The 13,743-nt window shown below is 41.1% G+C and carries 13 protein-coding genes; 8 read left to right on the plus strand and 5 right to left on the minus strand.

Going from position 1 to position 13,743, the window contains the following annotated elements:
• Nucleotides 1–14 precede the first annotated feature (14 nt).
• Nucleotides 15–1,070, minus strand: coding sequence for an MFS transporter (locus OKW21_RS32240; protein WP_277488187.1), 1,056 nt, complete (start codon nt 1,068–1,070; stop codon nt 15–17).
• A 344-nt stretch (nt 1,071–1,414) separates the two neighbouring features.
• Here OKW21_RS32240 and OKW21_RS32245 point away from each other — a divergent pair, with 344 nt between their 5' ends.
• Complete coding sequence (locus OKW21_RS32245; RefSeq protein WP_277488189.1) at nt 1,415–2,461, plus strand: tellurite resistance/C4-dicarboxylate transporter family protein; 1,047 nt, start codon at nt 1,415–1,417, stop codon at nt 2,459–2,461.
• Nucleotides 2,462–2,579: 118 nt separating this feature from the next.
• On the opposite strand, the gene OKW21_RS32250 is transcribed toward OKW21_RS32245, so the two are convergent.
• The 3 genes from OKW21_RS32250 to OKW21_RS32260 are packed head-to-tail and all read right to left on the minus strand — an operon-like array spanning nt 2,580 to nt 4,825.
• A complete protein-coding gene (locus OKW21_RS32250) occupies nt 2,580–2,882 on the minus strand; it encodes a c-type cytochrome (protein ID WP_277488191.1) in 303 nt (100 codons plus the stop codon).
• Between the two features lie 11 nt (nt 2,883–2,893).
• Nucleotides 2,894–4,501, minus strand: coding sequence for an ISL3 family transposase (locus OKW21_RS32255; RefSeq protein WP_420870149.1), 1,608 nt, complete (start codon nt 4,499–4,501; stop codon nt 2,894–2,896).
• Between the two features lie 24 nt (nt 4,502–4,525).
• On the minus strand, nt 4,526–4,825 hold the full coding sequence (locus OKW21_RS32260; RefSeq protein ID WP_277488194.1) for a hypothetical protein: 300 nt from the start codon (nt 4,823–4,825) through the stop codon (nt 4,526–4,528).
• Between the two features lie 260 nt (nt 4,826–5,085).
• On the opposite strand from OKW21_RS32260, the gene OKW21_RS32265 reads away from it, so the two are divergent.
• Both OKW21_RS32265 and OKW21_RS32270 read left to right on the plus strand, forming a co-directional pair.
• Nucleotides 5,086–5,919: a transporter family protein gene (locus OKW21_RS32265; protein ID WP_277488196.1), complete on the plus strand. Its 834-nt coding sequence runs from the start codon at nt 5,086–5,088 to the stop codon at nt 5,917–5,919.
• Nucleotides 5,900–6,103, plus strand: a complete 204-nt coding sequence (locus OKW21_RS32270) for a hypothetical protein (protein WP_277488197.1) — start codon at nt 5,900–5,902, stop codon at nt 6,101–6,103. Before OKW21_RS32265 ends, OKW21_RS32270 begins: the two co-directional genes overlap by 20 nt.
• Before the next feature lie 14 nt (nt 6,104–6,117).
• On the opposite strand, the gene OKW21_RS32275 is transcribed toward OKW21_RS32270, so the two are convergent.
• Nucleotides 6,118–7,392: a chloride channel protein gene (locus tag OKW21_RS32275; protein ID WP_277488267.1), complete on the minus strand. Its 1,275-nt coding sequence runs from the start codon at nt 7,390–7,392 to the stop codon at nt 6,118–6,120.
• Nucleotides 7,393–7,854: 462 nt separating this feature from the next.
• On the opposite strand from OKW21_RS32275, the gene ric reads away from it, so the two are divergent.
• The 5 genes from ric (at nt 7,855) to OKW21_RS32300 (ending at nt 13,743) form a co-directional block, all read left to right on the plus strand.
• Nucleotides 7,855–8,580, plus strand: coding sequence for an iron-sulfur cluster repair di-iron protein (gene ric / locus OKW21_RS32280; RefSeq protein WP_277488199.1), 726 nt, complete (start codon nt 7,855–7,857; stop codon nt 8,578–8,580).
• 191 nt (nt 8,581–8,771) lie between these two features.
• The gene (locus OKW21_RS32285; RefSeq protein WP_277488201.1) at nt 8,772–9,299 is read left to right on the plus strand and encodes a hypothetical protein; all 528 of its coding nucleotides are present in this window, start codon (nt 8,772–8,774) and stop codon (nt 9,297–9,299) included.
• 13 nt (nt 9,300–9,312) lie between these two features.
• On the plus strand, nt 9,313–9,870 hold the full coding sequence (locus OKW21_RS32290; RefSeq protein ID WP_277488204.1) for a ribonucleotide reductase N-terminal alpha domain-containing protein: 558 nt from the start codon (nt 9,313–9,315) through the stop codon (nt 9,868–9,870).
• Between the two features lie 26 nt (nt 9,871–9,896).
• Complete coding sequence (locus OKW21_RS32295; protein ID WP_277488205.1) at nt 9,897–11,873, plus strand: adenosylcobalamin-dependent ribonucleoside-diphosphate reductase; 1,977 nt, start codon at nt 9,897–9,899, stop codon at nt 11,871–11,873.
• A gap of 34 nt (nt 11,874–11,907) precedes the next feature.
• Entirely contained in the window at nt 11,908–13,743 is a 1,836-nt protein-coding gene (locus OKW21_RS32300; RefSeq protein WP_277488207.1) for a hypothetical protein, read from the plus strand.

Below are 13,743 nucleotides of genomic sequence, written 5' to 3' on the forward strand. Positions count from 1 at the left end.
TTTAGTAGTAAGTATTATCCAAAGAATTTTCCCTGCTGATTACGGGCCGCCAGATGTGCTTTTGCAAGTGCTGACCGCTTCCCTTCCGGGCTGTAATCAAGGTGGCTGCTTCCGTTCTCCAAATCAAAATTGAAATCTAATTCTTTGGTTACTTTTTTAAGATCGTTGATATGAAGTTGCGTTGCGAACTCCTCACCGGTATGAGGGCATACTGCCATGCCCTGTTTTTCTCCTTCTCTTCGGTATACGTTGCTGCCCAACTGAGCAGGGCGCTGGAAAATGTGAAAAAATTTACCAAAAGGAATCCACACCAGAAATAAAATTACCGTAATGGCATGTGTAACTGACATAAACTCAAACGTTTTGCCCTGCATGAAGGAGTAATCAAAAGTTAGCCCCAAACCTGTAACAGAAATTGCCAGCAGTAAAACCAGTGGTAGCCAATCGTCTTGGAAAGATTGCGTAGCAATAAGCCCTCCATGGGTTAGGCGGCGGCGCATCATCATAATAGCACCAATAATCACGAACAAAGAGCACCAGTTAAGGATGTGAAAAGCGTTAAAAGCAACAAATCCGCCCAATGTAAATTCAGAAACAGGAAAGCCAAACAAATGTGCTTCATAGATATTGATAGCATCCGGCTTAAGCGTAAAATGTATCCAGCCAAAGGTGAGAGGAATGGTTACTAGGAAGGCCAGCATGCAGCCGGTAGCCAGCAGAAAGTGTCCTACCCAGCGGGTTCTTCCCCGCGGATATATAAAACGCTGAAACAGAATGTTTTTGACAAACTGGCTAATGACAAATCCGGTATAAGGAATAAACCTTTTGCTAAACACAAATTGCCAGGTCCGTTGCCAGTAAAGCCTGGTCGGTGGGCGTTGTAGCCATACAGAATAGCGGTAGACAATGCCAAAAATGGCAAATATAGTCCCAAACAGGTAGGCTATAAGGGCAGCATCAAAGTTTTGCAGGTCCCGGGAGCCAACATACACCAGCACAATGACCAGAATCATGGCGAGGGTAGCATTCAGTAAAGCCTTTCTGTTTAGCGTTGCAAATATTTTGAACATATGGCCGGTTGGTTTAAACAGTCATTATTAAAAAAATCCCTGAAAGTTAAAGCTCAGGGCTTGTCATCATTTTATGTATTCAGTAATTAAAAAATTAGTAATTTTACTTATTGATGATAGCTTATATTTGCGAATAATTAAATTAATGAATATAAACTGAATCACAAAATCCATGATCTGAGAATCAATAACAGCTGCAATAACTTTTTTTAAACTTCCATTTCAAATGATTAATACCATCTTTTTGGCTGATTAATATTAGAAAAGTGCCCTTAGTAAGGTGCGTTATTGCATCAAGACATTCTACAAGAAGTTACTCAACATAAACAGGATAAATGAATGTTATGAAGATATTTTCTCTACTCAAAGCAGAGGTTAAAAGCTTGTTTCCAGCATACTTTGCTTTGGTGATGTCAACAGGTATTGTTTCCATTGCAGCTCATCTTTTGGACTTCCCTGCCATCAGCGATATTCTTTTCTGGATTAATAATGTAGCCTTTGTTGTGTTGTTGTGCATGTTGCTATTACGCATACTATTTTTCTTCCCCTCTTTTATGGAAGACTTTGATTCGCACGCAAAAGGAGCTGGTTTTTTTACGCTGGTGGCGGCTTCCTGCATTTTAGGAGTACAATACATTCTTTTGAGAGATATGTATGGACCGGCTATTATTCTATGGTTTTTTTCTTTGATTCTATGGGTGGTTTTGATTTATTCTTTTTTTGTACTCATTACGGTAAAAAAGGTAAAACCTCCCCTGGAAAAAGGTATCAATGGTATCTGGTTAGTAATTGTGGTTGCTACACAAGCTGTTTCTATACTAGGCACATTACTCTCTGACCAATTACCTTTTCCAGAGGAAAGAGTGCTGTTCTTAACCCTTTCCGGTTTTTTACTAGGCTGTATGTTGTACATCATCCTGATCACGCTGATATTTTACAGGCTCACATTCTTTCCTATGCGGGCAGAAGAATTTGCGCCTCCCTTCTGGATCAATATGGGAGCTGTAGCTATTAGTACTTTGTCTGGCGCGACACTCATATTAACTATTGAAGAGACCACAGGTCTTCTGGAGTTTATTCCTTTTCTTAAGGGTTTTAGCCTTTTCTTCTGGGCTACCGGCACCTGGTGGATACCCATTATCATCATATTAGGTATATGGAGGCATCTCTATAACAAGATTCCGCTTTTTTACCATCCACAATACTGGGGAATGGTGTTCCCCTTAGGCATGTATACGGTATGTACCTGGCGGTTGAGTCAGGCGCTGGAATTGTCTTATTTGCAACTCATACCCACTGGCTTTATTTATGTGGCGCTGATTGCCTGGTTGCTTACTTTTCTTGGCTTATGTATTACTTTGATTAAGGGGTTGGGGCGTTTGAAAACCTAGTAAGAAAACAGATAAGCAACTGACGTTACGCAAATCATTGTGCAAAATGCTAAGAGGAGGGTGTATATCTGCCAGATTTCCGAAATCTGGCAGATCTTGCGTAACATCAGTAAATAACTTAAGATTGATGATTAAGGCTATCCACTTCACTCAATGTCCTGAAGTATTCCAGTATTTGTCTTGCCTGTTCTTCTGTTAAATTCTGGTTAGCCATGGGAGACAGATATTCCTGTAAAAGTTGCTTTGCTATGGGGTCTTCTTTTACCATACCATCCGGGTTAAGTATCATATTCATAATCCATTCAGGACTTCTGCGAGTAGTTACCTCTTTAAGACCTGGTCCTATAAATCGTTCTTCAATTTTGTGACAAGCCGTGCAATAGCTTTCAAAGATTTTCTGTCCCTGCTGGTTCTTCTTCATTTTTGATGATATCAACCTGAGGCATAGTGATTGACCACTCTTTTGCGGAGTAATTCAAAGCCAGCACGACCGTACATCTGCCTTTTGATGAGTTTGAGTCGGTTTACTTGCCCTTCCACTTGACCATTACTCCAATGATAGGTAGCGGCAGCTTCCACGGCTGCATAATCACTTTCTAATCCTGTAGCGAAGTTTTTGAGTGCCGCTATGCCACTATCTTTTGCTTGCAGTATCCAATCTGGCAGTGCTTTGGCATCTTTTTTCTCAAAGATGGTATGAAAACTCAAAGCCATTCCCCTTGCTTTTTTTGCTTGAGGACAAATCTCAAAAAAAAGATTCAGAAAGTTCTGCTCTTCCATATTGATATCTTGCTCTTTCTTGCTGAGTAAGAATTGAACCTTCCTAGGAGTCCAATTTTTCACTTCTAATTCCGGCAAAGGTACGGCATCAGCATCTTTTGGAATATTTTCAAAAAAACGGTAGACACTGCCAAGGCTACCTTGGTAACCCTGTTTTTTTATTTCTCTCCATAGCTGCTTTATATTCCTCTCCCCGTCTTGCCAGCGTTTAGCTAGGTATTCCCTAAAAGGAAGTACTGTTGACTGCTGACTTTTTGGGCGGCTTTTTGCCGGATAATGCTCAAAATTTCTGTATCTATTCACGGTATTGCGGCCAATTTTTAGCTGTCTGGCGATAACTCTACTGGAATAGCCTTGAGCTAAAAGCGATTTTACCTCTTGAAAGACCACAGCCCTCTGAGCTGTTGGAGATAAAAGCGAAACAGCAGGACCAGTGACAGCATCAGGCATAATATCTTCAATCTTTTGTTGTTGTTGCTTTGTAGCTAGTGCTTTAGCTGCCATTCTTAATTCAGCATGCTGTTTTTCCATCATTCTTTTTAATGCATCCCCTAGGTTCTTGAGAAGATGCCACCTGTCAGCAATCTGTATAGCATCAGGGGCACCTTCTTTAGCTCCTTCTGAGTAGCAACTAGCTCTGTCTCGGCTGATGATTTCTACTCCTGGGTGAGTCTTTAGCCAAGTAGCCAGTATTTCAGCTTCACGATCAGGAAGTAGCTCAATAGGTTGTTGCTTTTCTAAGTCAACCAGAATAGTACCGTAAGTCTGCCCCTTTTTTAAAGACCAATCATCTACTCCCAATACCTTTGGAGTAATAAAAGACATAGTTTCAGTAGCCTTCAGGATTCTGATCAATGTTGTATCACTTACAGGCATACCTAGCAAAGAAGCTAAATATGCCCCTGCTTGTCCTCCTAATTGGTATCCAATTTCCTTAAGACGATGTTCCATTCTTCTGGTGCGTCTACTATATACAGGAATAGATCCTAGACGCTCGCAAAAGATTTTTCTACTACAACGCTCATTCATGCAGCGGAAGCGCTTTACATTTAAAATTATAGTAGTCTCTTTTAGAGATAATGGAAGATCAGCTATTTTTCTACAGTAATGGCTGTGAATATGTGATGAAGGAGTCTGGCAAAGAGGGCAGATTCCGCTGTTGATTGCCGTTTTTACCTTTACTTCTAAATTATTGGCGCCAATATTAGCCTCATCCAGTACCAGCCCCTCTTCCCAAGCAAGTATTGACATTAGATCCATATCCGGATAATGCCAACCCAGCTCCTAAAATTCCTGTTGCATCAAAAATGAAGAAGAACCTCCCTGCTGTGCCATTTGTTCATCAATAGTAGACCCAAGCTCAATTTCCTGAATGGGACCTACACCTTTTACCTGCATAGGGTTTGCCAAAGCATCTATCTCCGGAGAAACTGCGCTATCTGCGTTATCTTGGGTTTCGGTATTTTCCTGGTCTGTTGTAGCCTGTTGTTCTTCTGCTCCACCTCCGGTACAAGCTGTAAAAAACAGTGATAGACAGCAGATTAGGAGTAAACACGAGTTCTTAAAAAAAATCAGAGTTTGCATACTTTCTCTATTTGGTTAAAAAAATCAGCAAAAATAGATAGATGATATGTCATTACGCTAAGCTTTCAGCTTTATACCATTTAGTAAGAAGTTAACAGCATCAAAAGAGGATTGTTAAAATGTTGAGCTTTTACATTTTTACTGAAAAAATTATTTGCTCCATTTTTCTTGAATATGATTTGCCTCATAAACGTCCTGCTGACTAGCATTTACTTTAGCAGAAACAAATTGACTGTCGCTAACGCTAACATACCAAAAATATGAAAACCACTAGTTTGTTAATCGTATTATGCCTGCTAAGTCTGTGGCCTGAGCATAGCCATGGACAGGAGCATTGTATGCATGCATCAGCAGGTAATTTTGCCCCCCTGGGTGTGATGGGAAGTCACACGCATAGCAAAGGCTCATGGATGTTCTCCTACCAACTGATGCACATGAATATGCAGGAGAATCGCCTGGGGAGAGAAAATATAGAGAAAGATGCAATTCTTTCTAAGTACATGATGGCACCAACCAATATGACTATGTGGATGCACATGCTGGGAGGCATGTATGCAGTGACTGACAAACTTACCCTGATGGGTATGCTACCTTACGCTAGCAACTACATGGAAATGACAGACCGTATGGGCATGTCATCCAAAATGAGCAGCAGCAGCCTGGGAGATATAAGCCTGACTGCTTTGTATAACTTGTATAAGAGTCACCAGCAAAACCTGCAACTGAACCTGGGGGTTAGTATTCCAAGCGGTAGCATTCATGAATCTACTACGGTAAACTATATGCAGCAAACCAGCGATATGTGCCTGCCGTACATGATGCAGACTGGCTCAGGTACTTTAGACTTTATGCCTGCCATTTCTTATTCTGCTATCCACAGGTCGTTTGTTTATGGAATTAAAGGGCAAGGTCGCTTGCGAACTGGAGAGAATTCAAAATCTTACCGTCTGGGAAACCTGACTTCATTGGATGGTTGGCTTGCTTACCAGCAGAAAAACTGGCTGAGCTACTCACTTCGCTTACAGGCGTTAAAAAAATTGGAAGATAGAAGGCCAGGATGTAGAACTGAATCCAATGATGTCTCCAACCTCTGATGCTCTGAATACCGGAGGCTCTGTAGTGAATGCTTTTATCAGTACGAACTGCACCATCAGGAAAGGGCCTTTTGAAGGACACCGTCTGGCTTTTGAGTATGGAGTCCCTATATATCAGAACCTGAATGGAATCCAAATGTGGGGAAGAAATACCTTGCTGCTAGGCTGGCAGGCAAGTTTCTGAGTGTGTTTCAGTACTCATGATTGTTCACTTTTCAACTGTGAGGCAATCAACGGTGCTTTAGGAGCCAGAAAGAATCCCGTCAGACTGGCAAACATAATCGGCATGAGACTATGAAAACCTGTCATCGTACTAAGCAGTATGATGGTACTGATGGGTGTTCTGGTAACACAGGCATTGATGGCAGCCATACAGCCTACGATGACCAAACCTGCATTAAGCTCTGGAAAAACAATCAATAACATCTGACCCAAACAAGCCCCTAGAAAGAATAAAGGAATGATAAAGCCACCTCTCCAGCCTGAGGTAGCTGAAACCACAATGGCAATGATCTTGAAGATCAAAAGGATGAACAGATAGCCTAAAGTGCGATCTTCTACAAGGACATCGGTAATTTCATAATGACCAAAAAATCGGGTAAGAGGCAGGAAGCATGCGATAGTGCCCAGTATGAGTCCACCCAGCGTGGTTTTAATGTAGATCTTTTTTATTTTGGAGAACAATGCTTTGGAAAAGCGAAAGACGATAATGAAAAGCCATCCGATAATAGCGCCCAATACTCCAACGCCTACTGCTAACAAGAAATCGGAAGGACCTCCATAAACGTACTCTTGCAGTATCCAGGTAGGACCATAACCGATGTGTGTCAGCAAAATAAAGATGACAAAAGCAGCGCAACTGGATACAAACGCTGGAATCAGAGCCTGATAAAATTCTACCATGTGTCTATGATGCAGGATTTCCAGCGCAAAAAAGCCAGACCCGAGCGGAGCCCCAAATAGAGCTGTAAAACCTGATGCCATACCCGCTATGGTCAGCGAACGTAAGTCTTCTCCCTTCAGGCGAAGCTTTCTGGCCAGCCAGGTACCTGTGGAACCCGTCACCTGTACCAGTGGAGCCTCAGGTCCTATGCTGCTTCCGGCAGCAATACCGATAAAGGAAGAGAGGATCATAGAAGGGTTATTTTTGGGGTCAAGCCTTCCTCCTTTAAAACGGATGTTATTGACGATCAGATCCATTTCACCAGGATCACCTATTCGGTGGATAATTAGCCCCACCAATAAACCTGCTAGGGTCATTAGAGGAATAAGTACCCAACCGGAAAGCCGCATACTTTCATGCAAAACAAATTCAAGAGCAATCCAATAAATGGCGGCTATGACTCCACCGATCAATCCTATAATTAACCAATACAAAAACTGCTTACTTAATACAAAAGGGTTGAGTTCCAGTTTCTCACTCACCCTATTACGTATCCTGATGTATTGCCTTTTTTGTTTGTATTCTAACATTTCTACTTTCTCAAGCCTCAAAGGTATACAGACACTTTGTACGAGACAATAAAAGCGCAAGAGAAGGCACTAAATTGAGTGGCATGAAAATCAAATCTTGGAAAAGCTTCTGATTTTTCCTTACATATTTTATCTCCACAATAATTTACAAAGCATTATGAAAAAAGAGCTGTAAAGAAACTGAATCAGCTTGATGGGGAGAAGAGTTGCTTTCTCAATGTATACAGAAAATGCTTTGGGTGTCTGTTGAAAAAATTAACTCAGATTTTCGCGATATGATTCAAATCATAAACGCTCTGATAACTAACCTTTAGTTTAGCGGAAAACAATATAATCGTAATGATAATACTTACCCACGACGAGCCGGCCTAAGTGGTTTTGGTCTTTAACCAAAAATGCTCAAATGTGGGGAAGTACTCTTAATCATTTATAAACTAAATAGACAAAATGATGAGTACATTTATGCAAGAACCTGTAGGGCAGATCGTCAACCGTGATTATCGTACCGCTGATATTTTCAAAAAGTTTAATATTGATTTTTGCTGTGGGGGCAAAAAGCCATTGATCAAGGCCTGTGAGAAAAAAAATATTAATCTGGAAGAGCTTGAGCAAGCTTTGTTAAGTGTGCTCAACCAACCACAAGAGGAAGTAGTTAATTACGCTGCATGGCCACTGGATCTGTTAGTTGACTATATTGAAAAGAAACACCACCGCTATGTAGAAGAGAATATTCCACTCCTCCAGCAGTATCTTCATAAAGTAGCCTCAGTACATGGTGATCGCCATCCAGAGTTAATTGAAGTATATCAACTTTTTAACCAGTGTGAGGATGAACTGGGACAGCATATGCAAAAAGAAGAGCAAATTTTATTTCCCTATATACGTATGATGATAAATACTCAGCTTAGGGGCAGACAACTAGAGACCCCGTATTTTGGTACAGTAGAAAATCCCATCGCTATGATGGAGCATGAGCATGATGCGGAAGGCGAAAGGTTTAGAAAAATAGCTGCTTTGTGCGATCAGTATACTCCTCCGGCAGATGCCTGTAATACGTACAAAGTTACATTTGCTAAGCTTCAGGAGTTTGAGGCAGACCTCTATACCCATATACATTTAGAGAACAACATTCTATTCCCTAAAGCTGCTGAACTGGAGAAGAAACTCGCTTTGGCTGCATTAGATTAACACAGTTAAGTCATTTTGGTGTGATTGATTAATAATGGTTGTAAAGGAGCAGGTTCAGAAGATAAAACCATTTCTAACTGCCTTTTTATCTGCTCCTTTTAAATCCATCTCTAAGAGGATCTTTGTAGAAAACGCCTTCTGTTAATGTAATATTCACAAAGAAAATCCTAGACTAACGAGCTAAATAATAAATGAAAGAAGAATATTATTACTGGCCGGCAGATTTGCTTGTCCAATATCTTGTTAAAGATTACCACAAGCACATTCTTCAAATGCTGCATGAAGTTAGAGTAGATTTTAGACAATTGCTATCTATCTATGGGGTGTCCTATCCCTTGTTATATGAAGTACAGCGTCAGTATCTGCAATGTGCTGAAGAGATAATGTCACACCTTTCCAAAGAAGCTATAGCGGTCTTGCCTTATGTAAATAGGTATACTAAGGAACTAAAAAAACAAAATTTTCTAAGAAAGCCAGGGCTATATTCTGTCTGCCACTCTATTGATGCAATGTGCACCGAACATAAATTTGGAAAAAGATATTTTGACAGTTTGATAGATCATATGGATTATGTTGACATGCCAGAAAATGAGCTTTATCAAAAGATCTACTGGACTTTACAGGAAATGACCTTTCGTTGGCAGGAACTGGTACACCTGGAGGACGATATTCTTTTTCCTAAGCTTGTTGAGATGGAGTCTTTTTTGAAACCCATATAAACCCATATTCACCGTGATTGCTAAACTAACACCAACAAAGGAAACACTGCAGGTTTTTACTGAAAATGAAGTCAGAGAGCAAAGTACTGCTTATTTTTGCGGTGATAGCCTGGCCGCAGAGGTATGGATGAGTAAATATGCTTTGAAGGATAGTCAAGGAAATTTTTATGAGAAGTCTCCAGACGATATGCATAGAAGACTTGCCAGGGAGTTTGCTCGTATAGAGGAGCGATACCCTATGTCCTTATTGGAAGATGAAATATATGCGCTTCTAAAAAACTTTTCTTACATCATTCCGCAAGGTAGTCCTATGGCGGGGATTGGAAATAACTTTCAGCAGGCATCTTTATCCAACTGTTTTGTTATCGGAGTTGAGTCAGAAGCTGATTCTTATGGTTCTGTACTTTCTTTGGACGAAGAACTTGTGCAACTTATGAAAAGAAGGGGAGGTGTGGGTGTAGACTTATCTCACATCAGGCCGGAAGGTAGTAAAGTAAATAATTCCGCACTGACAGCTACTGGCATCGTCCCTTTCATGCATCGTTTTTCAAACTCTACACCCGGGAAGTAGCACAGGGGGGTAGAAGAGGGGCGCTCATGCTCACCCTGATGGTAAAACACCCGGAGGCTGTTTCCTTTGCCAACGCCAAAAGGAATACAACTGATGTTACAGGAGCTAATATATCTTTAAAGTTAGATGATGCCTTTATGCTGGCCGTTCAGGATGACGGTTTGTATTTGCAAGAGTTTCCGGTCAATAGTTCCGCTCCATTAGTTAGTAAAGAGACGAAAGCCCGGGAGATCTGGCAGGAGATTATTGAAGGTGCCTGGAAGTCAGCAGAGCCGGGCGTTATCTTCTGGGATACCATCATCCGTGAATCATTACCGGACCGTTATGCTGAAGAAGGTTTCCAGACAGTCTCTACCAATCCCTGTGGAGAGATTCCTCTTTGTCCGTATGATAGCTGCCGCCTTATGGCGATGAATCTGACTGGCTATGTGAAAGATTCCTTTCATTCGGAAGCTTATTTTGATTTTGATCTTTTCAAACAGCATGTCAGAATCGCTCTTCGCTTGATGGATGATTTGGTGGATCTGGAGCTTGAAAAGATCAACAGAATCATAGAGAAAGTAGAAAAAGACACAGAGCCTAAACATTACAAGCGGGTAGAGCATGAACTGTGGATTAAAATCAAAGAAAAGTGTGAGAAAGGGAGGAGGACAGGCTTGGGTATCACCGGTTTGGGTGATATGCTGGCATCATTGGGCATTAAATATGGGTCTGAGGAGTCTATCACTGTAGCGGAGCAGGTGCAAACTACACTCCTGGTGGAAGCATATAGAAGCTCCATTCAACTGGGCAAGGAAAGAGGAGTATTTCCTGTGTTTGATGCGGAAAAAGAAAAGGGGCATCCTCTGATCAACAGAATCAGGCGCATAGATCCGGAGTTGGTAAAAGATATGGCACTGAACGGTAGAAGAAACATATCTATGCTTACCATTGCCCCCACCGGAAGCACAAGCCTGCTTAGCCAGACCACCTCAGGTATAGAACCAGCCTTTAGGCTCTATTATTCCCGGAGGAAAAAGGTAAATGACGCAAAATCCGGAAAATCAAATCAGCATTATTTTATAGATGATAATGGGGATACCTATGAAGAATATGCTGTTTTTCATCATGGCTTCAGAAAGTGGTTAGAGCATCAGGGTTATCAGCCTGATGAAATCAAAACCTTCAATAAAAAGGACCTTCTGCGATTGTTAGAAGAATCGCCTTATGCCGAAGCCAGCAGCGATCAGATTGACTGGAGGGCTAAGGTGAAGCTACAGAGTGCATTACAGAAATGGGTAGACCACTCAATTAGTGTTACAGTGAATTTGCCGGAAGATACCCCTCAGGCTATGATCTCGCAAATCTATATTGATGCCTGGAAACAGGGCTGTAAAGGGATCACAGTGTACCGGGAAGGCAGCCGGGCTGGAATTTTAGTAAGTGAAAAGAAACTTGATCAGCAGGATTTTTTGGAAACCATTCCACCCAAACGACCCGTTGAGTTGGAAGCAGCTGTATTGCGATTTAAAAACAATGAAAAAAACTGGGTTGCCGTGGTGGGCATATATCATGGTAAGCCCTATGAGATTTTTACAGGAAGGGCCGAAGATTCTTTCTCTATTCTGGAAAGTGTAGATAAGGGAAAAGTGATTAAAAGTAAGGGAGAAAATGGCAAAAACAGGTATGACTTCCAGTACTTGGATAATGATGGCTACAAGGTGACGATTGAAGGATTGTCACGTACATTCAATGAAGAGTACTGGAATTACGCCAAGCTCATCAGTGGGATACTCAGACATGGAATGCCACTCAAGTATGTTATTGAAATGATTGAAGATCTGTACCTGGATGGCCAGACATTAAATACCTGGAGGAATGGTGTAAAAAGGGCTTTATTACAATTTATACCCGATGGTACTGTGCCTACTGATAACGCCTGCCCTCATTGTAAACAAGCCTCATTAGTCTATCAGGAATCCTGCTTGCAATGTAGCCAATGTGGGTACAGTAAGTGCGGTTAACATATTAAAAGAATAGGCCCATCAATCAGACAATATGAAAAATAGATTCAGACCACATACCTTCCATATTCCTGTAATGGGGACTGGGTATACCATTGACACCCCTATAAAAGTGGCTCCGTACGGCATCACTTCAGTCATATCCATCATAGACCACAGGCTCGTAGAACAAATGCGTGAATACCATAGCAGGCTACACAATTATGCCTATACCCCAATTCATGAAAAAGAGGAAGACAGCAGGGCAAGAAGTATTACCGCATACTTAGATCTGGTCAATGATATTGTCATTGAGAAGCTTAATAAGCTCAAAAAATCTTCATTTGAAGCAGAAAGTGAAATCACAAAATATTTTGAAATGCTTCCCGAGTCTTCCCCGCTCAAGCATGAATATAGACAGATGCTTCAGTCCGGCAAAGAGAACCAAAAAAGAAAACAAGAGCAATTAAGGGATAAAATCGTGCCTGGAGCGATTGACGTGAATATCATGACCAAGCTTGATAAAGTTAACTACTCCGGAAATGAAGCTTTACCGGTAGAATACAATGACGCGCATGCAGCGTTACGAGGATTCGCGAATAGCAGGCTTTCATCATCAGTGGTGCTCTCTGCAGGTCTAAACCCAAGGTTATATGGTTACATGGCAACTTTTAATGATTTCTTTCCTGATCATTCAGGTTTAGCAAGAAAGAAAATAATATTAAAAGTTAGCGATTACCGTTCTGCTTTGATTCAGGGTAAGTTTCTGGCAAAAAAGGGATTGTGGGTATCAGAATTCAGGATAGAATCAGGGTTAAATTGCGGGGGGCACGCGTTTGCCACAGATGGTTATTTGCTGGGACCTATCCTACAAGAGTTTAAAGAAAAGAGGGATGATCTTGTATTTTCTCTATTTCAGATTTATACAGAAGTACTCAACAATGATAGAGGAAAAGTGGTGCAGGAGCCACCTCCCGTTTTCATTACTGTGCAGGGAGGAGTGGGCACATATAATGAACACAACTTCCTGCTTGACTTTTATAACATTGACTCCGTAGGATGGGGGTCGCCATTTTTGCTGGTTCCGGAGGCTGTAAATATAGACAGAGGTACTATTGATCTCCTTAGGCAAGCGGAAGAAGAAGAACTCTATTTGAGCAATGTGTCACCTTTAGGAGTACCGTTCAATACGGTGAAAGGAAGTACAGCTGAACTTGAAAGGCAAAAAAGAATAGAAGCAGGTAAATCTGGCGCTCCCTGTCTAAAGGAACACCTGGTTTTTAACACAGACTTTACCAAAAAGCCGATTTGTACCGCTTCCCGGCAATACCAAAAACGCAAGATTAAGGAGCTTAATGATAAAAAGACAGAACTTGATCGTGAAGCTTTCAAAAAATCATTCAACAAAATTGTGGAGAAAACATGCTTATGCGTAGGGTTAAGTAATTCCGTATTATTGGAAAATCACATAGAAATGTATCGTGGCTCAAAAGGTATCGCCGTGTGCCCTGGGCCCAACATGGCTTATTTTTCAAAAATTGCTACGCTAAAAGAAATGGTGGACCATATATATGGTAGGACCAACATAGTCCAAAAAGAAATTCGCCCCCACATGTTCACTAAAGAACTTAAATTATATATCGATTATCTTCTAACAAAGATAGAGGAATGTCAAGGGCAATTGAGCGATTCACAACTTAAATATTTTCAATTGTTTGAAGCAAGTCTGGAAGAAGGAGTGAGCTATTATAAAGAACTGTTTTCAAGCCTTAAGTCACAGTTTGAGGATATTAAACCCAGGCTGCTGCAGGAATTAAACCTACTTCAGAAAGAGTTGAAATATGTTAAATGGAGTATATGTTCAAATTTCAAAGAAGCCTCCATTAGTTGA

This window comes from Catalinimonas alkaloidigena, from assembly GCF_029504655.1.
In the GTDB taxonomy this organism is placed as follows: domain Bacteria; phylum Bacteroidota; class Bacteroidia; order Cytophagales; family Cyclobacteriaceae; genus Catalinimonas; species Catalinimonas alkaloidigena.